21 protein-coding genes are annotated in these 23,523 nt (G+C 62.8%); 15 read left to right on the forward strand and 6 right to left on the reverse strand.

Annotated features, from left to right (window positions below; all coding sequences use genetic code 11):
* Window positions 1-199: 199 nt before the first annotated feature.
* The 4 genes from B5527_RS11415 to B5527_RS11430 all read left to right on the forward strand — a co-directional run bounded on the left by B5527_RS11415 (window position 200) and on the right by B5527_RS11430 (window position 4,502).
* Window positions 200-1,201, forward strand: a complete 1,002-nt coding sequence (locus B5527_RS11415; RefSeq protein WP_154072173.1) for a TRAP transporter substrate-binding protein — start codon at window positions 200-202, stop codon at window positions 1,199-1,201.
* A 257-nt stretch (window positions 1,202-1,458) separates the two neighbouring features.
* Window positions 1,459-2,439, forward strand: coding sequence for a TRAP transporter substrate-binding protein (locus B5527_RS11420; RefSeq protein ID WP_079601374.1), 981 nt, complete (start codon window positions 1,459-1,461; stop codon window positions 2,437-2,439).
* 141 nt (window positions 2,440-2,580) lie between these two features.
* Complete coding sequence (locus B5527_RS11425; protein WP_079601375.1) at window positions 2,581-3,165, forward strand: TRAP transporter small permease; 585 nt, start codon at window positions 2,581-2,583, stop codon at window positions 3,163-3,165.
* Window positions 3,162-4,502: a TRAP transporter large permease gene (locus B5527_RS11430; RefSeq protein WP_079601376.1), complete on the forward strand. Its 1,341-nt coding sequence runs from the start codon at window positions 3,162-3,164 to the stop codon at window positions 4,500-4,502. The genes B5527_RS11425 and B5527_RS11430 overlap by 4 nt, the downstream gene beginning before the upstream one ends.
* Window positions 4,503-4,654: 152 nt before the next feature.
* On the opposite strand, the gene B5527_RS11435 is transcribed toward B5527_RS11430, so the two are convergent.
* Window positions 4,655-5,461 carry an enoyl-CoA hydratase/isomerase family protein gene (locus B5527_RS11435; RefSeq protein ID WP_079601377.1) on the reverse strand — a complete coding sequence of 269 codons (807 nt, stop codon included), beginning with the start codon at window positions 5,459-5,461 and terminating at the stop codon, window positions 4,655-4,657.
* Window positions 5,462-5,606: 145 nt separating this feature from the next.
* Here B5527_RS11435 and B5527_RS11440 point away from each other — a divergent pair, with 145 nt between their 5' ends.
* Both B5527_RS11440 and B5527_RS11445 read left to right on the forward strand, forming a co-directional pair.
* On the forward strand, window positions 5,607-6,806 hold the full coding sequence (locus B5527_RS11440; protein WP_245332585.1) for a cytochrome P450: 1,200 nt from the start codon (window positions 5,607-5,609) through the stop codon (window positions 6,804-6,806).
* 3 nt (window positions 6,807-6,809) lie between these two features.
* Window positions 6,810-8,030, forward strand: coding sequence for an NAD(P)/FAD-dependent oxidoreductase (locus B5527_RS11445; RefSeq protein WP_079601378.1), 1,221 nt, complete (start codon window positions 6,810-6,812; stop codon window positions 8,028-8,030).
* 236 nt (window positions 8,031-8,266) lie between these two features.
* On the opposite strand, the gene rbsK is transcribed toward B5527_RS11445, so the two are convergent.
* Together rbsK and B5527_RS11455 are read right to left on the reverse strand one after the other, a co-directional pair.
* Window positions 8,267-9,178: a ribokinase gene (gene rbsK / locus B5527_RS11450; RefSeq protein ID WP_079601379.1), complete on the reverse strand. Its 912-nt coding sequence runs from the start codon at window positions 9,176-9,178 to the stop codon at window positions 8,267-8,269.
* 24 nt (window positions 9,179-9,202) lie between these two features.
* The gene (locus tag B5527_RS11455) at window positions 9,203-10,096 is read right to left on the reverse strand and encodes a sugar kinase (RefSeq protein ID WP_079601380.1); all 894 of its coding nucleotides are present in this window, start codon (window positions 10,094-10,096) and stop codon (window positions 9,203-9,205) included.
* Window positions 10,097-10,335: 239 nt separating this feature from the next.
* Between B5527_RS11455 and B5527_RS11460 the strand changes: the two genes are divergently transcribed.
* Entirely contained in the window at window positions 10,336-11,595 is a 1,260-nt protein-coding gene (locus B5527_RS11460) for a Glu/Leu/Phe/Val family dehydrogenase (protein WP_079601381.1), read from the forward strand.
* The gene (locus tag B5527_RS11465) at window positions 11,592-12,446 is read left to right on the forward strand and encodes a VOC family protein (RefSeq protein ID WP_079601382.1); all 855 of its coding nucleotides are present in this window, start codon (window positions 11,592-11,594) and stop codon (window positions 12,444-12,446) included. Before B5527_RS11460 ends, B5527_RS11465 begins: the two co-directional genes overlap by 4 nt.
* A 5-nt stretch (window positions 12,447-12,451) precedes the next feature.
* On the opposite strand, the gene B5527_RS11470 is transcribed toward B5527_RS11465, so the two are convergent.
* Complete coding sequence (locus B5527_RS11470) at window positions 12,452-13,531, reverse strand: quinone-dependent dihydroorotate dehydrogenase (RefSeq protein WP_197689299.1); 1,080 nt, start codon at window positions 13,529-13,531, stop codon at window positions 12,452-12,454.
* Window positions 13,532-13,798: 267 nt separating this feature from the next.
* On the opposite strand from B5527_RS11470, the gene B5527_RS11475 reads away from it, so the two are divergent.
* The 3 genes from B5527_RS11475 to yghU all read left to right on the forward strand — a co-directional run bounded on the left by B5527_RS11475 (window position 13,799) and on the right by yghU (window position 17,490).
* Window positions 13,799-15,199 carry a hypothetical protein gene (locus B5527_RS11475; protein WP_079601383.1) on the forward strand — a complete coding sequence of 467 codons (1,401 nt, stop codon included), beginning with the start codon at window positions 13,799-13,801 and terminating at the stop codon, window positions 15,197-15,199.
* Window positions 15,200-15,290: 91 nt separating this feature from the next.
* On the forward strand, window positions 15,291-16,484 hold the full coding sequence (locus B5527_RS11480; RefSeq protein ID WP_079601384.1) for a dihydrodipicolinate synthase family protein: 1,194 nt from the start codon (window positions 15,291-15,293) through the stop codon (window positions 16,482-16,484).
* Window positions 16,485-16,605: 121 nt separating this feature from the next.
* Complete coding sequence (gene yghU, locus B5527_RS11485) at window positions 16,606-17,490, forward strand: glutathione-dependent disulfide-bond oxidoreductase (protein ID WP_079601385.1); 885 nt, start codon at window positions 16,606-16,608, stop codon at window positions 17,488-17,490.
* 21 nt (window positions 17,491-17,511) lie between these two features.
* Here yghU and B5527_RS11490 read toward each other — a convergent pair whose 3' ends face one another.
* Both B5527_RS11490 and B5527_RS11495 read right to left on the reverse strand, forming a co-directional pair.
* Window positions 17,512-19,008, reverse strand: coding sequence for a hypothetical protein (locus B5527_RS11490; protein ID WP_154072175.1), 1,497 nt, complete (start codon window positions 19,006-19,008; stop codon window positions 17,512-17,514).
* Window positions 19,009-19,080: 72 nt separating this feature from the next.
* Window positions 19,081-20,301: a cytochrome P450 gene (locus B5527_RS11495; RefSeq protein ID WP_079607226.1), complete on the reverse strand. Its 1,221-nt coding sequence runs from the start codon at window positions 20,299-20,301 to the stop codon at window positions 19,081-19,083.
* A gap of 114 nt (window positions 20,302-20,415) precedes the next feature.
* Between B5527_RS11495 and B5527_RS11500 the strand changes: the two genes are divergently transcribed.
* From B5527_RS11500 to B5527_RS11515, 4 genes are all read left to right on the forward strand, one after another.
* Entirely contained in the window at window positions 20,416-20,961 is a 546-nt protein-coding gene (locus tag B5527_RS11500; protein WP_079601386.1) for a thiamine pyrophosphate-binding protein, read from the forward strand.
* Window positions 20,958-21,548, forward strand: a complete 591-nt coding sequence (locus B5527_RS11505; RefSeq protein WP_079601387.1) for a thiamine pyrophosphate-dependent enzyme — start codon at window positions 20,958-20,960, stop codon at window positions 21,546-21,548. Before B5527_RS11500 ends, B5527_RS11505 begins: the two co-directional genes overlap by 4 nt.
* A gap of 68 nt (window positions 21,549-21,616) precedes the next feature.
* A complete protein-coding gene (locus B5527_RS11510; RefSeq protein ID WP_079601388.1) occupies window positions 21,617-22,318 on the forward strand; it encodes a TetR/AcrR family transcriptional regulator in 702 nt (233 codons plus the stop codon).
* A 1-nt stretch (window position 22,319) separates the two neighbouring features.
* The gene (locus B5527_RS11515) at window positions 22,320-23,513 is read left to right on the forward strand and encodes an efflux RND transporter periplasmic adaptor subunit (RefSeq protein ID WP_079601389.1); all 1,194 of its coding nucleotides are present in this window, start codon (window positions 22,320-22,322) and stop codon (window positions 23,511-23,513) included.
* Window positions 23,514-23,523 lie beyond the last annotated feature (10 nt).

The following is a 23,523-nucleotide window of genomic DNA, read 5'->3' on the forward strand; positions in this document are numbered from 1 at the left end:
TAATCGCCGCCGCTTGAAATAGAACCGAAACGCCGCGACGTACTGGATCATCCGCCTTCGCGGATGATGACAGCTGAGTAACTGGCGCGACCGCCGCAGTCTCCATCTCGCACCTGCGTCGTGCCCTCAACGCCCGATGTTTGATTGACATCGAGACAACCCCGATGGGATGATGAAACAAAATCATCCGGGGGAGACGATGGGTAGCTCGAGCAGAATTCTCGTTGCGATCGCGATCGCATCCGCATTCATGATGACCGCAGGTGCCGGCGCGCAAGAGGCAAAACATTATCGCTTCGCCTACGACCAGCCGAAGACCACCGGCTATGGAATCCTCGGCGATATCTTCGCCGACAAGCTCAAGGCGCTGAGCAAGGGCACCATGCTGATCGAGCAATATCCGGGCGCGCAGCTCGGGCAGGAGCCGCAGGTCCTGCAGCTGGTGAAGTCGGGCGACGTGGAATTTTGTATTTCATCCTCCGCCAATGCCGCGACCCTGTCGCCGCAGGCCGGCGTGATGTCGATGCACTTCCTGTTCCGCTCCGAAACGCACCTGATCAAGGCCATCGCCGACCCCGAAGTGTCCAAGGCGGTCAAGGCGATGATCGCCGACACCGTGCAGGGCGCCCACGTCATCGCGCTCTCGACGCTCGGACTTCGCAACATGTATTCCAAGCGCGAGATCCGAAACGTCGGCGACATGAAGGGCCTCAAGGTGCGGGTGCAGGCGACGCCCACCGAGGACACCATGTTTCCGGCCTATGGCGCGCAGATCGTGCACATGCCGTTCGGCAGCGTCTATACATCGCTGCAGACCGGCGTGGTGGATGTCGCGGAAAACGGCGTCAACGTCTATCTCGCGAACAAGCACTACGAAGTCGCCCCCGTGCTTTCGATGACCGAACACGAGGCCAATAACAGCCTGGTATGGGTGAGCGACAAATTGTGGAACAGCCTGACGCCCGAGCAGCAGGGCTGGGTGCAGGCCGCCGCCGACGAGGTCAATCAGAAACAGCCGGCGAAAGCGATCGAGCTCGAGCACCAATCGCTCGAGAAGCTGAAATCGATCGGCGTCAAGGTCGTGACCGACGTCGACAAGTCGGGTTTCACGACCGTCGCCGACCCCTATCTCGACAAGCTCGCCAGGGAACTTGGGCCCCACGCCGAGAAGATCAAGAACCTGATCCGGGCGATCAATTAGATCTGCAAACACATCCACGAGTCGTCCCGGCGAACGCCGGGACCCATATGCCGTGCCGTGTCGTTTGGGCACTGAGTCGATACCTTTCGTCACCATCAGCGCCGCGGATTATGGGTCCCGGCGTTCGCCGGGACGACTCGCAGAGAGATAGTGGTCGCCACTCACGCCCGATGTTCAATTGACAATCCCACAACCCCGATGGGATGATCGACAAAAATCAAAACAGGGGGGAAACAGTGAATAAATCAGCAAGAATAATGGGTGGGTTGATCGCGGCGGCCGCGGTCCTGTTTGCGGCCAGCGCAGGCGCGCAGGAAGCAAAACATTATCGCTTCGCCCATGATCAGCAGCTCAATTCCGGCTACAGCATCGCCTACGATATCTTTTCCGCCAAACTCAAGGAATTGAGCAAGGGCACCATGCTCGTCGACCAGTATCCCGGCGCGCAGCTCGGACAGGAACCGCAAATCCTGCAACTGGTCAGATCAGGCGATATCGATTTCGCGATTGTCTCTTCCGCCAATACCTCGACCATCTCGCCACAGGCCGGTGTGATGTCGCTGCACTATTTGTTCCGCTCGGAAGAACATGACATCAAGGCGCTTGCCGATCCCAAGGTGTTCGAGGCGATCCGGGACATGATCGACGACACCGCGCAGGGCATTCATGCGATCGCGCTCGGCACCCAGGGCTTTCGGCACATGTACGGCAAGAAGGAGATCCACAAGGTCGAGGATCTCAGGGGATACAAGGTTCGCGTCCAGGCCACCGCGACCGAAGACACCATGTTCGCCGCCTATGGGGCGCAGACCGTTCACATGCCTTTCGGCAGCGTCTACACCTCGTTGCAGACCGGCGTGATGGATTTCGGCGAGAACGCCGTCAACGTCTACCTCATCAACAAGCACTATGAAGTCGCACCGGTATTGTCGATGACCGAGCATGAAGCCAACAACGCCATCATGTGGATCAGCGACAAACTGTGGCAGAGCCTCAGCGCGGAACAGAAGCAGTGGGTGATGACGGCGGCGAGGGATGTCAGCCTGCAGGAACCCAAGCGCGCGTTCGACCTTGAGCGTTCGGCCGCGGCGAAGCTCGAGAAAATGGGCGTCAAGGTCGTCACCGATGTCGACAAGGCCAGCTTTCAGAAGATCGCCGATCCCTATCTCGACAAGCTCGCCAAGGAGCTTGGTCCGCATGCGGACAAGATCAAGACCTTGATCCGAGCGATCAACTGACTGGGCGCGGACTACGATTAAATCGTCATGGCCGGGCTTGTCCCGGCCATCCACGTCTTGACGATACAGTTTGAAGGAAGACGTGGATGCCCGGGACAAGCCCGGGCGTGACGAGGGAATGCCGATCATTCAGGAGAGCCGATGACCATCGCCGACAAACTGGTGCTGCAACGGCAGCATCATCTGAAATGGCGGTCGCTGGACTGGCTCGAACTGGTCCTGATGATCATCTGCGGCGTGTTGTGTTTCGGCTTCTCGCTGTCGGTCATGTTCGACATCATCACGCGCACCATCGGCCATCCCTGGCTGTGGCTGCAGGAAGTCACTTCCACGCTGTTCATCTACGCGATCTTCATCGGCGCCGCGGTCGCCACCCGGCGCAACGATCATCTGTACCTGACCGCGATCTCCGAGGCGTTGCACGGTACGCCGCGGCTGATCGTCGAGATCATTATCCGGCTCGTGGTTCTCGGCGTGGCGTTCTGCCTGATCTGGTTCGGCTATATCAACTATCTCCGGGGGTTCGGCAGTTTCCGGCTGCCGTCGGGCACGCCGATCGCCTCGCTCTATGCCGCGATTCCGCTGGCCGGCGCGCTGATCGCGCTGTTCACGATCGAGCAACTGGTCAACGGCATCCGCAACGGATTTGACCATCCCGAACCGCCGGACGAGGGTCTTCCGATCCCGCCGGTCGATGCCAGCATCCGGATGAGGGCCCGGCCGTGAGCGCACCGGTCATTCTGGCGCTGATGTCGTTCTGCTTCCTGTTCTTCGGCTATCTCGGCGTGCCCGTGCCGTTCTCGCTGATGGCGGGCGTGTTTGTGGGCGCGCTGCTGACCGACGTTTCGCTGGCGGCGATCGTCCAGAAGATTTTCGACGGCGTGGATTCCGAGGCGCTGCTGGCGATTCCGTTTTTCCTGCTGGTCGGCGAGCTGATGAGTTCGGCCAACGTCGTGGTGCGGATCGCCAATTTGTCGCTGTCGCTGGTCGGGCACATCAGGGGCGGGCTGTCGCAGGTCGTCGTGGTCTTCAGCATGTTCTTTTCGGAGATGTCGGGCTCGACCACCGCCGACGTCGCGGTCATGAGCCGGGCGCTGGGCGGCCCGATGAAGCGGGAGGGCTACACGCCCGCCTTCATCGCGGCGATCATCGCATCCGCCTCGACCATCGCCGCCCTGGTGCCGCCGAGCATCACCGCGGTGGTCTATGGCGCGGTCGGCAATGTCTCGATCGCAGGGCTGTTCATGGCCGGCGTGGTGCCCGGCTTCATGATCGGCTTCGGGCTGATGATCTATTGCTATTTCTTCGGCCCCTCCGGCATGCGCAAGCCGCGGGCGCCGTTTCGTCAGATCGCCTTCGCGGCCGGAGATGCAGCGTTGCCGCTGATGATTCCGGTGATCCTGCTCGGCGGCATTCTCACCGGCTGGTTCACGCCGACCGAGGCCGGTGTCGTCGCGGTGGTCTATATCATCGCGGTCGTCATCCCCGCGCTCAATCGCGGGCACTTGCGAAAGATTCCCTACGACTTCTGCCTGGCCGGGCTGATCTTCTCGCTGCCGCTGATCACGATCGGCGCCGCCAACGCCTTCGGCTGGATGCTGGCCTATCTGCGCGGCGCCATCGTGATCGCCGACTGGATCACCTCGATCGCCGGCAACGACCCGCATTACATGATGCTGCTGCTGGTGCTGCTGTTCACCGTGGTCGGCGATTTCATCGAGCCGGTGCCGACCATCATCATCTTCATGCCGCTGGTGAATGCGCTGACGCAGGCCGGCAACATCAACGGCGTGCATATGGGCGTGGTGCTGATCGCCACCCTGGCGTTCGGCCTGATCACGCCGCCCTACGGGCTGGTGCTGCTGATGGCCTCGAAATTCGTCGGCGTCAGTTTCGGCAAGGCGCTGCGCGCGGCGCTGCCGATCTACGTGGTGTTCCTGGTCACGATCTGCTTCACGATCTATTTCCCGAAAGTGGTGCTGTGGCTGCCGAAGCATGTGATTCCGGAATCGGTCGGCTGCTTCAAGTCGCCGGCGGGGACGGGGTACATTTGCCCGGAGTGAAAGTGCGGACACAAACACAGTGGTCATGCCCCGCGAACGCGGGGCATCCAGTACTCAGAGGCGGCGAGTTGAGTCGAAAGGCCGCGGCGTACTGGATCATCCGCTTTCGCGGATGATGACGACTAATTATGTAGCCGGCGCCGCGGGCTGTTTCACGTTGCCTTCGATTTGCTCATAAATTTCTTCACCGCGACGCGGAATTCATCCGTGTGCATGGCGTCGATGATTTTCTCTTCTTCGGCGTCGAGTTGCTGCCGGGTCGAGGTGACGGCCGCCTGATAGACCAATGCTTTGGTGCCGGCGATAGCGGCCGGCGGATTCTGCGCCAGCCTTTCTGCGAATTTTCGCGTGGCCGCCTTCAGTTCTGCCGATGGAACTATTTTTGCGACCAAACCCCAATCATAGGCCTGCTGCGCGGAAAAGCTGTCTTCGCCGAGAAAGATCTGCAAGCTCCGGCGGACGCCGACGGTGCCGACCATGCCGACGGTGCTGCCGCCGTCCGGCGACACGCCGATCTTGGCATAGGCCGGCGTGAAGCGGGCATCGTCGGCGGCGATGCAGAGGTCAGCGACGAATGCGAGGCCCATTCCCGCGCCGGCCGCGGAGCCGTGAACGCTGGAGAGCACGATCTTCGGCATCCGCCGCACCGTCTCGATGAACGCGTGGTAGTGTTTCAGCAGTTCGCCGACCACGGGGGCGATGGTATCGGCTGCCGCCGCAGCGCCAATGGTTTGCAGGTCGCCGCCGGCGGAAAACGCCCGGCCTGCGCCCTCAATCACCAGCACGCGGATATCATCCGACGCCTCAACTGCCGCGCCAAGCTGTTCCAGCTTTTTCGCAATCGACAGATCGATCGAGTTGAAGGCGCTGGGCCGGTTGAGCGTGATGGTGGCGATCGGCCCGTCGATCGCAAGTAGCGCCGGATCGTCGGGCAGGGAGGCTGCAGCAGGTGTCGACATGGAAGGACCCCGTGGCTGGAAGATCGCGGAGCATTTAAATAGCAGAAGGCAAGAGGTGACAATCCCCGGCGGAGGCTGCAAAATGCGACCAAGCGGCGAGGCGGATCACTGCATTGCAACAGCCGGAAACGGAGCACGCATGGTCATGATGGATACGACAGCCGACCGTCCGGTCTCCGCCATCGATCCGTTTTCGCATGAATTCCTGCGTGATCCCTATCCGCATCACGAGGCGCTGCGCGAGGCCGGCCCGGTGGTGTGGCTCGAGCAATACGGGATATGGACGATGGCCCGGCATCAGGAGGTCCGCGATTCCCTGATCGACTGGCAGACCTATTGCTCGTCGGCCGGCGTCGGCTTGAGCGATTTCCGGAAGGAACCGCCGTGGCGTCCGCCAAGCATCATTCTGGAAGCCGATCCGCCGCTGCACACGCGCACGCGTGCCGTGCTGACGCGAATTCTCTCGCCTGCAGCGATCAGGATCCTGAGGGACATGTTCGAGCGGGAGGCGGAACTGCTGGTCGCCCGGCTGGTCGAGCAGCGCGAATTCGACGGCGTTGCCGATCTCGCCGAAGCCTATTCGCTAAAGGTATTTCCGGACGCGGTAGGAATTTCCGAGGATGGCCGGGAAAATCTGCTGCCCTATGGCAGCATGGTGTTCAACTCCTTCGGCCCCCGCAACGATCTGTTCGACCGGGCGACGGCCAATGCCGGTCCCGTCCGTGACTGGATCATGTCGAAGTGCAGCCGCGCGGCGCTGGCGCCGGGCGGACTGGGAATGCAGATTTTCGAAGCCGTCGATTCCGGCGAGTTGTCGGAACCCGAAGCGGGGATGCTGGTGCGCTCGTTTCTGTCTGCCGGCATCGATACCACGGTCTACGGGCTCGGCAACGCGCTGTATTGCTTTGCCCGTCATCCGGAGCAATGGTCCATTCTTCGTGAAAACCCGAATTTGATTCGCGGCGCCTTCGAGGAGGTGCTGCGCTTTGAGGCGCCGGTGCAGACATTCTTTCGGACCACGACCAAAACTGTCGACGTCGCCGGTGTGCGACTGGGCGACGGCGAGAAGGTGCTGTTGTTTCTTGCGGCCGCCAACCGCGACCCACGCCGCTGGGACAAGCCCGATGTTTTCGACGTCAGGCGCCGTGCGACCGGGCATATGACGTTCGGCACCGGCATTCACGGCTGTGTCGGACAGGCGGTGGCGCGGCTCGAAAGCGAGGCCATCTTCGGCGCACTGACGAAACGCGTCGCGTCGTTCGAACTGACGGGCGAGCCGACGCCGCGGCTGAACAACACGCTGCGCGGGCTCGACACCCTGCCGCTGCGCATCGTGCCGGTCTAACCCATGGCGCAGGGAACAGTTCTGATCGCCGGCGCCGGCCATGCCGGATTCCAGATCGCGGCATCGCTACGGCAGCATGGCTACGGCGAGCGCGTTTGCCTGATCAACGACGAGGCGCATCTGCCGTATCAGCGGCCGCCTTTGTCCAAGGCCTATCTGAAAGGCGCCGGCGCTCCTGATAGCCTGATGTTCCGGCCCGACAAATTCTACCGCGAGCAGAACATCGAGTTGATCGCCGATCGCGCGGTCTCGATCGATCGCGGCGCGCGCAAACTGCTGCTCGCCTCCGGCGCATCGCTGGAGTATGGGCATCTGGTGCTGGCGACCGGCGCGCGCAATCGGCTGCTCGACATCCCCAACGCCAACCTCGAAGACGTGCGCTATCTGCGGACGCTGGATGAAAGCGAGGCCTTGCGGCAACAAATATCGTCAGGCCAGCGCGTCGTTGTCATCGGTGCGGGTTTCATCGGCCTGGAATTCGCCGCCACCGCCCGGGCCAAGGGCCTGGAGGTGGACGTGGTCGAACTCGGCGCGCGCGTCATGGCGCGCGCGGTGACCGCGGAGATCTCGGAATTTTTTCAGGCTCGCCACACCGCGGCGGGAATTCGCATTCATCTCGGCGTGCAGGCCACCAGCATCGAGAGCGACGGCACCCATGTGACCGGTGTCAGCCTGAGCGACGGCCGCCATATACCGGCCGACCTCGTCGTGGTCGGCGTCGGTGTCCTGCCCAATGTCGAACTGGCCTCAGAAGCCGGCCTGCCGGTCGCGGCAGGAATCATCGTCGACGAGCAATTGCTGACATCGGATCCGGATATCTCGGCGATCGGCGACTGCGCGCTGTTTGAAAGCCCGCGCTTCGGCGGGTCGTTGCGGCTGGAATCCGTGCAGAACGCCACCGATCACGCGCGCTGCGTGGCGGCGCGGCTGACCGGCGATGCCAGGACCTATGACGGCCAGCCGTGGTTCTGGAGCGACCAGGGCGAGGACAAGCTTCAGATCGCGGGGCTGACCACCGGCTACGATCGCGTGGTGGTGCGCGGCGACCGTGCGCAGCGATCGTTCTCCGCATTTTGCTACAAGGCCGGACAACTCGTCGGCGTCGAGTCGATCAATCGCGGCTCGGACCACGTGTTCGGACGGAAAATTCTTGGCCTGAACCGCTCGATCGAACCGGAACAGGCGGCGGATCTGAGCTTCGATTTGAAGGCAGCGCTGGCGTAAGCCAATGTTTTCGTCGTCCTGGCGAACGCCGGGACCCATACGCTGCGGCCTCGCGTTAGGGCAAACGTGGCAGATACTTTCCAACCACGAAGTCCGATAGTTATGAATCCCGCGTTCGCCTCGGCGACCAGAGCAAGACGGTTTTAATTTGAATCGGTGTGCCCTTCACCTCTCCCTATGGGAGAGGTAAACCTTCCGGTGTGTCGCGGCTCAATCTAACCTGATCTCATCACGCTTCAATGGGAGAGTAGCGCCTCAACCTCCGCCGACGTCGGCATCGACGGCGCCGCGCCCATCCGCTGCACGCAGATCGATGCGGCGACGTTGCCGTAAGCAAGCGCATCGCCAATTGATTTTCCGCCGGCAAGCTGGGCCGCGACCGCGCCGACAAAGCAATCCCCGGCGCCGGTGGTATCGACGGCCTTCACCGCACGGCCCGCAATGACGAGCGTTTCGCCGTCAACCAGCGCCAGCGCGCCGCGCTTGCCCAGGGTCACGCAGATGATTTTGGGGCCGGTCTGCAACGATCGTGCGGCTGCAATCAACCGCGCGGGATCATCGGTGTCGCGAAGCTCGGTCCCGGCTAGCAGGCCAAGTTCGGTTTCATTGAGAATGAGAATATCGACGAGATCGAACAATTCGGCGCCGACTTCGATCGCAGGCGCCGGATTGAGGATGGTCTTCACGCCCGCCGCGCGGGCTCGTTTGAAAAAGGCGCTCACAGTCGGCAATGGAATTTCAAACTGGCTGACCGCGATATCGCCCCTCGCAAGCGCAGGCGCCTCCAGGTCGGCCGGCGTCACCGACGCGTTCGCACCGGGCACGACGACGATGGTGTTATCGGCGCTCGCGACGGTAATGATCGCCGTTCCCGTGTGCACACCGGCTGTTTCCCGCACAAACGTCAGGTCTACGCGCTGCGCGGCGAGGAACGTCTTCAACTGATCGCCGAACGCGTCGTTGCCGAGCCGGCCGATCAGCGTCGTCGGCGCGCCCAGTTTGGCCGCCGCGACCGCCTGGTTCGCGCCCTTGCCTCCGGGAAAGTAACCTACCGCCTTGCCGGCGACGGTTTCGCCGATCCTGGGATGCCGGTCGGCCATCGCCACCACGTCCATATTGATGCTGCCGGCAACGAAAACGCGGCCCATGCTTTATCCCCGAGGGAGAGCTGATTACGCCCGGACTTCGAACTCTTGCCTGACCGCCTCGATGTCGGGCAGCGCCGGCAATCCGGCCTCGTTGCCGAGGCGCTGGATTTTGTAGGTCGAGGCCGCACGCGCAAATTCGAAATGCTCGTGCCAGCTTTTGTCGGGATTGGCGAGGTAAGAATAGACATAGGCGCCGTGGAACACGTCGCCGGCGCCGTTGGTGTCGAGCACGCGCTCGCGCGGAATCGGAAGCGCGGGAAGCGTGTGGGTTTTGCCGGCCTCGTCATACCAGAGCAGGCCGCGCTCTCCCATGGTGACGCCGCCGACCCGGCAGCCGCGGCTCCTGAGATAGTCCAGCATCTTCTCGGGCGTCAGGTCCATCTGCTCGCAGAGCCGCTCGGCGACGATGGCGACGTCGATGAACTCCAGCAGTTCATGGGTGTTGGTCCGCAAGCCGCCGCCGTCGAGCGAGGTCAGGATGCCGGCCTCGCGGCACAGCCTGGCATAGTGGATCGCGGCATCCGGCTGGTGACCGTCGACATGCAGCGCGCGGCAGCTGCCGAGGTTGAGCAGCGGGAAGGGGTGGATATGCTCGTCGTCGCGGCAGCGCACGATCGCCCGCTTGCCGTCCTTCGGCATGATGAACGACAGCGACGAAGAATGGACCTTGCGCGGATGGATCGAGATTCCGTACTTCGCGCTCATGTCCTGAAACATCCGCCCGAGCCAGTCATTGGCCACGGTGGCGATCAGGTCCGGCACGATGCCGAGCTTGGCGCAGCAGAATGCCGCGGTGACGGCGTTGCCGCCGAACGAAACCGCATAGGCGGACGCGACATGCTTTTCGTCGCCGGTCGGCATGTGGTCGGTAATGAAGGTGACGTCGATATAGGTCTGTCCGATGAAGAGGGCGTGCATAAATGATCCGTCATGCGCTGATGGTGGTCCCGGCGGCATCCCCACACTAGCACCGGTTAACTGCGGAGATTCGCTAAAATTATTCGCAAACCCGCCACCTTAATTGCTTGAGATAACCCTATGGCGAGACTACGACCGTTCCCGGGCATCGCCAGTGTGGCGCGCCGATCCGATCGCCTGCGGCTGTTCCGAGTTCCTGACAGCGAGATAAATATATAAATATAAAGGGGAGGGGAACGATGACGGTCTATTCCGGTCCGGTGTTCGACATGGCGGTGAACCAGTTCGGGGTCATCGCCAACCATCTGTCGATTCCGATGGACGAGCGCGAACGGCTGCTGTTGCCGAAACGGGCGATCACCGTCTCCTGTCCGATCCATCGCGACGACGGCTCGATTGCGGTGTTCGAGGGCTACCGGGTGCAGCATCACCTGACGCTTGGACCGACCAAGGGCGGCACACGTTTCGCGCCCAGCGTCGATATCGGCGAGGTGGCGGCGCTCGCGATCTGGATGAGCTGGAAATGCGCGCTGGTCGGCTTGCCCTATGGCGGCGCCAAGGGCGGCGTTCGGGTCGATCTTTCGACGATTTCCAAACGCGAGCTGGAGGGGCTTTCGCGGCGCTATATGCAGGAGATGATTCCGTTCGTCGGGCCGCACACCGACGTGATGGCGCCAGACATGGGCACCAACGAGCAGGTGATGGCCTGGTTCATGGACACCTATTCGATGTACCAGGGCCGCACCGTCACCGAGATCGTGACCGGCAAGCCGGTGGCCTCCGGCGGCACCCTGGGCCGGCGCGAAGCCACCGGGCGCGGCGTGGCGCATCTCGCCAGGCGCGTGCTGAACCAGCTTTCGATCGACCTGAACAACGCCACCGCCGTGGTCCAGGGGTTCGGCAATGTCGGCTCCTATGCTGCCTTCGGTTTGCACGAATTCGGGCTGAAGGTGATCGCGGTGTCCGACCATACCGGCGCGCTTTACGACAAATCCGGCCTCGATATTCCCTTGCTGATGCGGCACGCCGGCCAGCACGGCAGCATCGCCGGGTTTTCCAATGAGCTTGCGTTCGATCCGGCGCAAATCCTTACGCTACCCTGCGACGTGCTGGTGCCCGCCGCGATGGAACGCGTGATCGACGCCCGTGTCGCGGAAAACCTCAAATGCCGGGTGCTGGCGGAAGGCGCCAACGGACCGACCACGCCGGACGCCGACCTGGTGCTGGAAAAGCGCCAGGATGAAATCTTTGTGATCCCGGACATTCTCTGCAATTCCGGCGGCGTCGTGGTCAGCTATTTCGAATGGGTGCAGGACCTGCAGCAGCTGTTCTGGGAAGAAGAGGAAGTGACGCGGCGCGAATATCACATTCTCGATCGCGCCTTCGACACGATGGCGATGCGCGCCAAGGCCGACAGGATTTCGCATCGCACCGCCGCGATGGCGATCGGCGTGGAGAAGGTGCGCGCGGCGAAGGTCACGCGGGGACTTTTCCCGTGATCGCCGGGCTCGACCACGTCGTCGTCCTGCTCGGGGATATCAAGGCCGGCACGATCGCCTACCAGACCCTGTTTGCGCTCGCGCCGGCGTGGCAAAACACCGGCGATGGCGCCGAGCGGGTGCTGTTCACGCTCGACAACATGACGCTTGAGCTGATGTCGCCGAGCGGCGATGGCGCGACCGCTGATCGGATTCGAGCGGTGCTTGCGGAACAAGGCGAGGGGCTCGCGAGCATCTGCTTTCGCACCGCAGACATTGCGAAAATGCATCGGCGGCTCGATCGGCTCGCCCTGAAGCCGGAACCGGTTGCGGAGGTCGAAAGCCGCGATGCTGCAACAGGCGCCATCCTGTCGTGGAGGAGGACCCGCGCAGCCACCGAGGCCACGCGCGGCGTCCGGCTGTTTTTCCTAGAATTGGCGAAAGAACGCCCGCTATCGGTCCGAACCACGGCCGCATCGGTTACCGCGATGGATCATGTCGTGATCTCGACTTCCGAGCCCGAATGCGCCGCTGCGCTCTACGGCGCGCGGCTTGGGCTCGACATGGCGCTGGACCGTTCGCATCCGGACTGGGGCCGGCTGATGTTCTTCCGCTGCGGTGATCTCATTGTCGAAGTCGTGCACCGGCCAGGCAAGGACACAGATGTGGACAATAGGCATGACAAGCTCTGGGGCCTGAGCTGGCGCGTCGCCAACATCGATGCCACGCGGGCGCGGCTCGTGTCGGCCGGCGTCGATGTGTCGGAGGTGCGCACGGGCCGCAAGCCGGGGACGCGTGTGCTCACCGTACACAACGGCACTTGCGGCATTCCCACGCTGCTGGTGGAACCGGCGCAGCGGACTGCATTCTGAGAACGCTAGCCTGCATCCACGCCGACGACATCCCTGACATTCTTCACGCCATCGCGCGCCAGCAATTGCGCAAGGCCTTTCGTGATCGTGCGCACGACGCCAGGTCCCTGATAGATCAGCGCGGTCAGCAGTTGCACCAGCGATGCGCCCAGGCGGATTTTGCGATAGGCATCCTCAGCGGTCGATACGCCGCCGGCGCCGATCAGAACGTGGCGCTTGCGATCCATGCGCCGGAAGGTCTCGCGGATACAGTCATCGGCGAGCGCCGCCGCCGGGGGACCGGATACCGCGCCAGGCATCTGGCGCAGCGCCTGCTCGGCTGTGCGCATTCCCCCGGGCTTGACCGGTGGCAGATTGAACATGAAACCGGCAACAAAATCGCGGCCATCAGCGGCCGCCAGCACGCGTTCGATCGCTTCGATGCCGCCGAGCGGTGACACTTTCAGAAACGCCGGCAACCGCAGTCTGGTTTCGCCAAGTGCCGTGAGGCAGGCATCGAGATGCCCGGGGTCGGCGAAAAAATCGCGGCCGTCCACGGTGTTCGGGCAAGACAGGTTCAGCATCAGGTAATCCGCGTACGGGGCCATCGCCTGGGCCGCAGCGACGTATTCGCCGACAATCTGATCCGGATTCAGAGGCGGGGCACCCGGACCGCGATTGGTGACCACGAGATTGATGCCGAGCGGCACCGGCAGGCGTGTGCGGGCCAACCGTTTGGCGATCACCCCGGCGCCGTCGTTCGGCAGGCCGTAATGCACGACGATGCCCTCATCTTCGGGTAAACGCCACAGCCGAGGCTTCGGGTTGCCCTCGGACGGATCGACGGACACCGAACCGATCTCGATCGAACCGAAGCCAAGGCCGGCGAGGGCAGGGATCGCTGAGGCGCTCTTGTCGAAGCCGGCGGCTAAACCAATTGGGGTCGGGAAATGCAGGCCGGCCACGTCGGTTGCAAGCCTGTCATCGTCGACGGACATCGCGGTCCGCATCGCCCCCGCGGCCCAGCCGAGGCGCGCGCCTGTCGCCATCGCGAGATGATGCGCGGTCTCCGGATCGAGCCGGAACGCGAGCGGGCGGAAAACCATGGCGTAGATCGACATCAAGGGACTATAAACACGCGAGCGCGGTCAGCGCTACCGATGCGGCAAGCGGGCGATCCCTGCAGGCCTGCCGCCCCTCATTCTCAAACCCCGCATGGCGTGCTACATCCGACCCTCTCCGCTTCGTTTTGCGACGCGCTCATGCGGAACGATCAAGTGACAGGTCACCTGTTTTGGCCAAGGCAAAGCGAATTCTGTAATGGCAGCGCAAGCACTTCTTCACCCAAAGCGTGCTCGATTGAGGTTGACACCATGCCGCTACGTCTGGCCGTGCGCGACATCGCATTTTTTGAACGCCCGGTGCGCTTTCTCCGGCCGTTCCGGTTTGGCGCCGTGGTCATCAATGCCGCGCCGCAGGCGTTCGTGCGCGTCGAGATCGAGGTCGAAGGCAAGGGCGTTTCGGTTGGCGCCAGCGCCGAAATGCTGGTGCCGAAATGGTTCGACAAGCGTGCGCATCTTTCGCCCGATGAAACCGTTTGGGAATTGCGGCGCTCGCTGACGATCGCGCGCGGGCTCTATTTGGGACATCGGGGCTTCGAGACCGCGTTTGGCCTGCACGCGCGTTGCATCGCGGCGCAGGTCGAGGCCTGCGCCAAAGAAGATATTCCGCCGCTCGCCGCGGCTTATGGGCCTGCCGAAATCGACAAGGCCATTCTGGATGCGCTGCTGCGCGGCGTCGGGATGAATTTCTTCGACGGCATGGCCGAAAATATCGCCGGGGTCGATGCGCGTCTGTCGCCCGATTTGCGCGATGACGACATTGCGCAATTTCTGGCGCAGCGTCGGCGGCTCGATCGCGTCGCGATCCGGCATACCGTCGGCCTCGACGATCAGGTCGAGGGCGAAGGCGGCGTCGCCGATAGCAGGGAAAACGCCGGCGCGCGCTATTTCAAGCTCAAGCTCAACGGCGATCCGCTGGCCGATGCCGCCCGCCTGATCCGCATCGGAGGCGAATTCGCCACGCTGCCGCATGATTACAGCGTCACGCTGGATGCCAACGAACAATATGCCGACCTCGCAGCCCTCGGCGCGCTGGTCGACCGGCTCGACCGCGACAGCGCGCTCAAACCGATTGCGGCAAAGCTGCTCTACATCGAGCAGCCGATGCCGCGCGACATCACGCGGCAATCGCCGCTTGGCGCGCTCGGCGCCCGCGATTTCATCATTGACGAAGCCGACGATTCCTACGATGCGTTTCCCGCGGCACGCACGCTCGGCTATCGCGGCATTTCCTCGAAATCATGCAAGGGCATCTACAAGTCAATCGTCAATGCGACGCGCGCCGCCAAATGGAGCACAGGCGGCGACAAGTTCTTCGTCACCGGCGAGGACTTGACCTGTCAGGCCGGCCTCTGCGTGCAGCAGGATCTGGCGTTGGGCGCACTGATCGGCGTCACCCATGCCGAACGCAACGGCCATCACTACGTCGATGGCTTTGCCGAAACCCCCGCCGCCGAGGCGCAATCGTTTCTCGCCGCCCATCCCGATCTCTACACCAGCGATGGAAACATCCGGCTGTCGATCCACGATGGCGATCTGCTGACGGGCTCGCTGACAGCACCGGGTTTCGCCACCGGTGTGCATCCGGAGTGGTCGGCAATGTCGCCGCTTCATCAGCCAAAAACAAAAACACGGCAGGAGCAATCAATATGACGAAACGTCTCGGCGTGATCATGAACGGTGTCACTGGGCGCGAACGGCGCTGAATCGGCGTCGCTGCAATCAAGGTGTGAGGAATAGAACCATGAACAAACCGGTTTTGCCTGTCTCGTCGCTGTCGCTGAAATTGCCGAGAGATGATCGGTCGATCGAGTCCTATCGCCTCGCGGCGTCCCGGACATTTCCGTCGAAACTCCAGGGCACGCTCAACCGGGTGGCGTTTTCCGCCGCCCATGTGGTGTCCGATCCGCTGGCGCCGGTCGATCCGTGGCTGTCGGCCGCCGTCGACTGGGACAGGACCATCGCCTTTCGCGAGCACGTCTGGGACCTCGGCCTCGGCGTCGCCGAAGCGATGGACACCGCCCAGCGCGGCATGGGGATGGACTGGCCGACGTCATTGGAATTGATCCAGCGCTCAGTGAGGGCAGCGAAGGCGAGGGGCAATGCGCTGGTGTTTTCCGGCGCCGGCACCGATCACCTTGCCCCGGAGGATGCAAAGACCATCGACGACGTGATCCGGGCCTATGAGGAGCAGGTCGCTGCCGTCGAAAAGGCCGGCGGCCGCATCATCCTGATGGCGTCGCGCGCGCTGGCGAAGATCGGCCGCAATTCGGATGACTACGCCAAGGTCTACAACCGCGTGCTGTCGCAGGTAGCGGAGCCCGTGATCATCCACTGGCTCGGCGACATGTTCGATCCGGCGCTGGCGAATTATTGGGGTACGTCTGACCTCGACCAGGCGATGGACGCCGCGGTCGGCGTCATCAACACCAACGCCGCCAAAGTCGATGGCGTCAAGGTTTCGCTGCTCGACATGCAACGCGAGATCGACATGCGCCGCCGGCTCGACAAGAACGTGAAAATGTATACCGGCGATGACTTCAACTATGCCGAACTGATCGCCGGCGACGCGAAAGGTTTTTCCCATGCGCTGCTCGGCATCTTCGATGCCATCGCGCCGGCGGCATCCTACGCGCTGTCGCGGCTCGCTGCCGGCGACGAGGCCGGTTTCCACGACGTGTTGGGGCCGACGGTGCCGCTGTCTCGGCATATGTTCAAGGCGCCGACCCGATTCTACAAAACCGGTGTGGTGTTCATGGCGTATCTCAACGGCCATCAGGATCATTTCACCATGATCGGCGGGCAGGAAAGCACGCGCTCGACCCTGCATCTCGCCGAACTGTTTCGGCTCGCCGACAAGGCCGGCTTGCTCGCCGATCCCGAATTGGCGACCCGGCGCATGAAGACCGTGCTCGCCACGCGTGGCATCGAAGCTTGATGCGGGATTTTTCTGATAGCGACCCGAGGTGTCGTCGCGTGGCCAAAACGGATATGCGGATTTGCCAATCGCGGGGATTTGGTGACCATTGACGAACCCTCAGACGCCCGGAGCCGAAGGAATGACCGACCCATCCACCTATACGCCGCCCAAAGTCTGGAGCTGGAACAAGGAGAGCGGGGGCAAGTTCGCCAGCATCAACCGCCCGATAGCGGGGCCGACGCATGATAAGGAACTGCCGGTCGGCCGTCATCCCCTGCAGCTTTATTCGCTGGCCACGCCGAACGGCGTGAAGGTCACGGTGATGCTGGAAGAGTTGCTGGCGCTCGGTCACAGCGGCGCGGAGTACGATGCGTGGCTGATCCGCATCGACGGCAATCAGTTCGGCAGCGGCTTCGTGGCGGTGAATCCGAATTCCAAGATACCGGCGCTGATGGATCGCAGCGGGCCGGCGCCGATCCGGGTCTTCGAATCCGGCGCCATCCTGATGCATCTCGCCGAGAAGTTCGGGGCGTTGCTGCCCAGCGGCGGCCAGGCACGCGCCGAATGCCTGTCATGGCTGTTCTGGCAGATGGGCAGCGCGCCGTTTCTCGGCGGCGGCTTTGGTCATTTCTACGCCTACGCGCCGACCAAGATCGAATACGCCATCGATCGGTTCGCGATGGAGGTGAAGCGTCAGCTCGACGTGCTCGACCGGCGCCTCGCGGACAACCCGTATCTGGCAGGCGACGTCTATACGATCGCGGACATAGCGGTCTGGCCCTGGTACGGCGGGCTGGCGAAGGCCTTGCTCTACGATGCGGGCGAATTCCTGGCCGTGCAGGACTACAAGAACGTGCGGCGCTGGGCCGACGCCATCGCCGAACGCCCGGCCGTGCAGCGCGGGCGCATGGTCAACCGTACCTGGGGCGAACTCTCAAGTCAGTTGCACGAACGTCATGACGCCAGCGATTTCGAAACCAGGACGCAGGACAAGCTTGAGGACGGCACCACGACTGGCGGATAATTCCGCCAGTCGGCGAGGCCCTCATTGCATTTCCGCCGGCACGCCGCCGACCACCGCCGAGCCGGTGCCACTGCAACCCTCGGCGCCGTAGCGGATGAACTTCTGGATGCGTTTTCCGGTGTCCACTTCCCCGGTGTAGATATTGCCTTTGCTGTCCAGGCTGACCTGGTGCAGCCAGTGGAAATCGCCGGCCATCCGGCCGGCGCGTCCCAGCCGGCCCAGTTGCTCCAGATTGCTGCGGTTCAGGATGTAAATGGTCTGGTTGGTGTTGTCTCCGACATAGAGGCAGCTTTGCGCCTTATCGGCGGAGAAGTTCATCGACACAGCCGTCCCGGGCATCACAGGCTGGGTATAGGTGTGGTCGCTGACCCAGCGTTCCGCCACGAAGCCGCATTTTCCCGCATCGCCATTCGGATTGCTGCAGGCTTTGCCGAGCGCGGGATCCTTGCCGTCGAATATCTGGATGCGATCATTGCCGCGGTCGCAGACGTAAATCTTGCCGTCGTCGGCGATCTTCACGCAGTGCACCGGGTTGCGAAAGAACGCCGGCTTCTTCTCTCCCTTTGCCAAAGCTTGCGGCCACGCGCCGGCAACGGCGGCGCCGGCATCGTCGACCGGATTGTTTCCATAGGCGCCGAAATGGCCGATATATTTGCCGGTGTCGGCATCGACGATCAGGATGCGGCGATTGCCATATCCGTCGGCGACATAGAGACGATTGGTCTTGGGATCGACCACGATATCCGCCGGCTGGTACAGCGTCGGCGTGCCGTTCATCCCGCCGTCCCTGTTGTTGCTGTCGGGTCCGCCGGGCGTCCCGCCAATCCGCATTTTGAAATTGCCGTTCATGTCGAACTTCAGAATGAAGCCGTCGCCGCCCGCCTTGTTGGTGGTCCACGGTATTTGCGGGGCGCCGGCCTTGGGAGCGGCGGCATTGCCGGCGATCCAGACATTGTCCTTCTGGTCGACGTAGATGCCGTGTTCGCTGTTCGGCCAGATGCAGCCGTCCTCGGCCTTGCATTTGCTGCCGAGGAATCCGGGATCCGATGGACCGCCCCAGGCACGCAGCAGCTTGCCGGCGGCATCGAACTCCAGAACCGAGGGCGCCGCGCGACAGCAGTCCGCCCCGAAGCCGTCGGCCCGCACGAAGCCGAGGCTGTTAATCGGCTGTCCTCTGGCGTCGGTGGCGCCCGGCACGGCTTTTTCGAGCCCGGCCTCGTCATCGTTCAACGTGCGCGGCCGGTTATAGACCCAGACATGGTCGTGGCTGTCGACATAGAGCCCGCCGATCTGCCCGAGCAGCCAGCTATGCGGCAGCGGTTGTGGCCAGGCGGGATCGGAAACGAAGTCCGGCATCTTGCCGGATTTGGATCTGTCGTAGACACCGGTCTGCTTGAGCAGTTGATCCAGGATGCCGCTCTTCTTGAGGCCGCCGGCGTTCTGCGCCATCGCCGGTGCGGCTACCAGGCCCACCAACAGACAAGATAACAGCGGCGCGATTTTCAGTGTGTTTCTCATCCCATGCTCTTTTCTTTTTTTGAAGGTAGAAATCTTCGTTGGATTGTGGCGGCCTGTCAATTCGTCCGCGCCCTAGCCGACCGCACACGGCACGCTCAGGAATCCGCGAAACCGCACGCGCCCGCCGCGCACCGGCGCGTCGTTCAGCGCGTAGTCCGGAAACCGCGCCAGGAATCGCGAGATCGCGATTGTGCCCTCGAGCCGCGCCAGCGCCATGCCGGCGCATTGATGCGCGCCAGTGGCAAACGCAAGATGGCGGTTTGGCATGCGGCCGATGTCGAGGTTTTCCGGATCGGCGAATTGTTGGGGGTCGCGGTTCGCAGCGCCAATGCACAGGGTGATCGGCGTACCGGCGGCCAATGCGATGCCGCCGAGTTCGACGCGCTCGGTCGTCATGCGGTTGCCGAACTGGTTCGAACTTTCGAACCTCAGGAATTCCTCGATCGCGGTCTTGATCAGGTCGGGATGCTCGATCAGCCGTTTTTTCTGCGCTGGGTTTCCCGACAGCGCCACGAGTCCATTGCCGATCAGGTTGGTAGTGGTCTCATGCCCGGCGTTGAGCAGGAAAATGCAATTGTGCAGCAATTCCTTGGATGTCAGGCGCTCGCCATTGTCCTCGCCCTGGATCAGCCGCGTCAGCACGTCGCGCTCGGGGTTGCCGGGTTTGGCGCGGCGGCGCTCGACCAGGATTTCCAGGTAGCCAAGAAAGTCCTGCACCGCCTTGTTGCCGCGCGCGAAGGCTTCAGGCCCGATCACCGGTTCGAGCGCGCCCAGGATCGCCAGCGACCAGTCGCGCAAGGGCTCGCGCTCGGCCTGCGGCACATCGAGCAGGTTGCCGATCACCTCGATCGGGATCGCTGCCGCAAAATCCCCGATCAGATCGACCTCGCCCTTCGCAGCAATCGTCTCGATCAGCCGATCTACCAGCGCGATCAGGTCGGGCTCCATCCCGGCAATCGCGCGCGGCGACAGCGCGCCCATGATCAGCCGCCGCACCCTTGTATGCGCCGGCGGGTCGTTGAAGACGAGGCTGGTGGTGTGGTGTTCGTAGAGCAGCGAATTGCCGTATTTCGGCAAAAACTCCTTTTTCTTGTCGGAACTGAATAATTTGGTGTTCTTGTAGGCGCTGACCAGATCGTCATAGCGGGTCAAAAAATAGGAGCCATTTGGCATGCGCTTGACCGGCTCATGTTCCCGCAGTGCCCGATAGGTCGGGTAGGGGTCGGCGTAGAATTCGGCCGTCAATTTCTCAAGGTCGAAACTGGCCGCCAGCTCTCGCGCGTTCGTGTTCATACTGCCATACTCTTCGATGCAGACCGATATGCCGTTTTTGCTCTTTCCGAAACCGCGGCGACCGCTATTGTCCCGCCCCGGAATACAGCCTCGGCCAGCCGACTGGAAATGAAAATGCACGCCCGCACTGATGCTCCTTCCGAAATGACAGCCTCCTGGCCGAAGGACATCTTTGCGATTTTGCAGCGCTTCGATGTTCGTCAGGTGCCTTACGTGCCGGATGCCGGCCATTCGCAGCTGATCGAGCACGTGCTGGGCGCGCCCTCGATGCGCGCGGTGCCATTGACGACCGAGGAGGAAGGTGTGGCGCTTTTGGCCGGCGCCTGGGCCGGCGGCCAGCGCGGTGTGCTGCTGATGCAGTCGAGCGGGGTCGGCAATTGCGTGAACATGCTGTCGCTGACCCAGATTTTCCGCCTTCCGTTCCTGACGCTGGTGACGATGCGCGGCGAATGGGGCGAATTCAATCCCTGGCAGGTGCCGATGGGCTCGAGCACCCAGGGCGTATTCGAATTGTCAGGGATCAAGGTGCTGCGGGCCTCGCACCCCGACGAAGTGCGCGAGGTGGTCGAGGCCGCGGCGGGACAGGCTTACAATGCCTGCACCCCGACTGCCGTTCTGTTGTCGCAGCGCCTGATCGGCGCAAAGGTTTTCACCAAATGAGCAAAGCCAACCTTCTCGAGCGTCGCAGCGTCGTTTCCAGCCTGCTGGCGGAGCGCAAGGATGCGATCGTGGTCGGCGGCCTGGGCGCCTCGACCTACGATATCGCCGCCGCCGGCGATCACGACCGCAACTTTTATCTGTGGGGCGCCATGGGCGGCGCCGTCATGATCGGGCTGGGATTGGCGCTGGCGCAGCCGAATCTGCCGGTGGTCGTCATCACAGGCGACGGCGAGATGCTGATGGGGATGGGAAGTCTGGCGACCGTTGGCCTGCAAAAACCCAAAAATCTCACCATCGTGGTGCTGGATAACGAGGTTTACGGCGAGACCGGCGGGCAGGCGAGCCATACCGCCGCGACCGTCGATCTGATCGGCGTCGCCAGGGCTTGCGGGATCTCGGACGCCCGCGCGATCGCGACCATGACCGATATCGAGGCGTTTGCGGCCGGCGTGCAGGACATCGCGAGCGGGCCGCGCTTTGCCAGCGTCAAGATCGACAGCGCCAACCTGGAGCGTGTGCTCTCGAGCCGCGACGGTACGTTCATCGTGACCCGCATCCGCGGCGCGCTCGGATTCGGGCCGATTTAAGCCCGCCCGGGCTAAGTGCGCTGCAGCAAATTGTTGACATTTGGTAAGGTGAGTGCTTACTCACGAGCATGAGCACCTTGCGCATGACCAGCGACCTGCGGCGGCAACTCATACTGAGTGCCGCTAAGCGTTGCTTTGCCCGCAACGGCTTTGCTGGAACCACGACGAAAAGCGTCGCGGCGACGGCCGCCATCTCCGAAGGCCTGCTGTTCAAGCATTTTCCGACCAAGTCGGCCCTGTATGCGGAGATCCTTGCGGAAGAGTGCGAAGCGGATCCGGCGCTGCACCGCTTGCTGGGGCTGCAGCCGTCGACGGAAACCCTGGTCGTGCTGATTCGTGAAATGGTCCGTCATTTCCAGCACGTATCCGATCTGCCCGATCAGGAGGAGGCCCAGCGTCTGCGGCTGATGGTCACCAGCCATCTCGACGACGGGGAATTTGCCCGGCTGCTTTACGAAAAAATCGGAAAGTTGATCGGGCCGGTGTTCACGGCATCGCTCGAGCGCGCAGTGGCGGTAGGGGACGCATCGCGGGTCGGGCGCGAGCCGCTGAACCTGTTCTGGTTTGCGCATCATACCGTGCTGATGGCGGCGCTGGCGCGGCTGCCAGCCGTGCCATGCCTGTCCTATGGCAACCCTGCCGACCTCGAACGGCAGGTTTGCGAATTCATTCTCCGCGGAATTGGATTAAACGAGACGGCACTTGCCTCCCATCTGGATCGCGAACTATCGCCGGATCCGGGGCAGCCGGTAATTGCAGAAGGGGCATGACATGAACATCGTAACCGAACCCAATATCTCGGGCAGGGCAATTTCCGACAAGCCGCACACACGTCCGGTCCGGATGGTGCGCTGGTTCATTATCGTCGGACTGCTGCTGGCGCTGCTGGTGGGCGCTCTCGTCGGCTTCAATGCGTTCCGCAGCCACATGATCGCGCAGTTCTTCGCCAACAACAAGCCGCCGCCGACGATGGTGACCGTTTCCGAGGTCAAATCCGAGGTGATTCCGAACCTGCTGACGGCGGTAGGCGATCTCGCCGCCGTGCATCAGGTCAACGTCACCTCCGATGTCTCTGGGCGCATCACCGACATCATGTTTACCCCGGGCGCGACCGTGAAGGGCGGCAGTCCGCTGTTGCAACTGTTCGACGCTCCCGAGCAGGGGGATCTGGCGAGTTTCAAGGCGCAGGCGACCGGCGCGCAGCTGGCGCTGGATCGCGCCAAGCAATTGGCGGCGCGTCAGTTCGGTCCGCAGGCGACGGCCGATGCTGCCCAGGCGACGTATGACCAGGCCAATGCCGGCATCGCAAAGACCGAGGCGATCATTTCGCAGAAGCTGGTGCGCGCGCCGTTCGACGGCGTGCTCGGCGTCCGCCATGTCGAGGTCGGCCAGTTCCTCACCGCCGGCACGCAGATCGTCTCGCTGACGGACCTGTCGGTGCTGTATGCTAACTTCACCGTGACGGAAAAGGACAGCGCGGCGCTCAAGGACGGCCAGATCGTTCGCATCCTGGTCGATGCGTACCCCGGCAAGATTTTCGAAGGCAAGGTCACCACCATCGAGCCCCAGATCGCCACCGACACTCGCAACATCCGCGTTCAGGCTACGCTCGACAATCCTGATCATATCCTGAAGCCCGGCATGTTCGCGACCACGACCGTTGTGCTTCCCGACAAGCCGGCGGTGGTCACCGTTCCCGAGACCGCTGTCGATTATACGCTTTACGGCGACTCCGTTTTCCTCATCACCGAGAAGAAAGGGGATGACGGCAAGACCAGCCTGACCGCGGTTCGCACCTTCGTCCGGACCGGCAACCGGGTCCATGGCCGCGCCGAAATCCTCAGCGGGTTGAAGCCCGGCGATCGCGTGATCGCCGTCGGCCAGCTCAAGTTGCAGTCGGGCGCGGCCGTGGCGATTTCGACCGACCCGTCGCCGCCGATTCCGGCCAATCCCCCGCGTTACTGACGAGCGGAGC

This window comes from Bradyrhizobium erythrophlei (assembly GCF_900129425.1).
Classification (GTDB): Bacteria; Pseudomonadota; Alphaproteobacteria; order Rhizobiales; family Xanthobacteraceae; genus Bradyrhizobium; species Bradyrhizobium erythrophlei_C.

Excerpts from the sequence above, each read along its gene's own strand:
- rbsK (WP_079601379.1), bottom strand. The coding sequence starts at position 9,178 with ATGGGCCGCGTTTTCGTTGCCGGCAGCATCAATATGGACGTGGTGGCG.
- yghU (WP_079601385.1), top strand. The coding sequence starts at position 16,606 with ATGACCGACCCATCCACCTATACGCCGCCCAAAGTCTGGAGCTGGAAC.
- B5527_RS11480 (WP_079601384.1), top strand. The coding sequence starts at position 15,291 with ATGAACAAACCGGTTTTGCCTGTCTCGTCGCTGTCGCTGAAATTGCCG.
- B5527_RS11420 (WP_079601374.1), top strand. The coding sequence starts at position 1,459 with ATGGGTGGGTTGATCGCGGCGGCCGCGGTCCTGTTTGCGGCCAGCGCA.
- B5527_RS11445 (WP_079601378.1), top strand. The coding sequence starts at position 6,810 with ATGGCGCAGGGAACAGTTCTGATCGCCGGCGCCGGCCATGCCGGATTC.
- B5527_RS11460 (WP_079601381.1), top strand. The coding sequence starts at position 10,336 with ATGACGGTCTATTCCGGTCCGGTGTTCGACATGGCGGTGAACCAGTTC.
- B5527_RS11515 (WP_079601389.1), top strand. The coding sequence starts at position 22,320 with ATGAACATCGTAACCGAACCCAATATCTCGGGCAGGGCAATTTCCGAC.
- B5527_RS11475 (WP_079601383.1), top strand. The coding sequence starts at position 13,799 with ATGCCGCTACGTCTGGCCGTGCGCGACATCGCATTTTTTGAACGCCCG.
- B5527_RS11415 (WP_154072173.1), top strand. The coding sequence starts at position 200 with ATGGGTAGCTCGAGCAGAATTCTCGTTGCGATCGCGATCGCATCCGCA.
- B5527_RS11510 (WP_079601388.1), top strand. The coding sequence starts at position 21,617 with ATGAGCACCTTGCGCATGACCAGCGACCTGCGGCGGCAACTCATACTG.
- B5527_RS11500 (WP_079601386.1), top strand. The coding sequence starts at position 20,416 with ATGCACGCCCGCACTGATGCTCCTTCCGAAATGACAGCCTCCTGGCCG.
- B5527_RS11490 (WP_154072175.1), bottom strand. The coding sequence starts at position 19,008 with ATGAGAAACACACTGAAAATCGCGCCGCTGTTATCTTGTCTGTTGGTG.
- B5527_RS11505 (WP_079601387.1), top strand. The coding sequence starts at position 20,958 with ATGAGCAAAGCCAACCTTCTCGAGCGTCGCAGCGTCGTTTCCAGCCTG.
- B5527_RS11435 (WP_079601377.1), bottom strand. The coding sequence starts at position 5,461 with ATGTCGACACCTGCTGCAGCCTCCCTGCCCGACGATCCGGCGCTACTT.
- B5527_RS11470 (WP_197689299.1), bottom strand. The coding sequence starts at position 13,531 with ATGGTTTTCCGCCCGCTCGCGTTCCGGCTCGATCCGGAGACCGCGCAT.
- B5527_RS11455 (WP_079601380.1), bottom strand. The coding sequence starts at position 10,096 with ATGCACGCCCTCTTCATCGGACAGACCTATATCGACGTCACCTTCATT.
- B5527_RS11440 (WP_245332585.1), top strand. The coding sequence starts at position 5,607 with ATGATGGATACGACAGCCGACCGTCCGGTCTCCGCCATCGATCCGTTT.
- B5527_RS11495 (WP_079607226.1), bottom strand. The coding sequence starts at position 20,301 with ATGAACACGAACGCGCGAGAGCTGGCGGCCAGTTTCGACCTTGAGAAA.
- B5527_RS11425 (WP_079601375.1), top strand. The coding sequence starts at position 2,581 with ATGACCATCGCCGACAAACTGGTGCTGCAACGGCAGCATCATCTGAAA.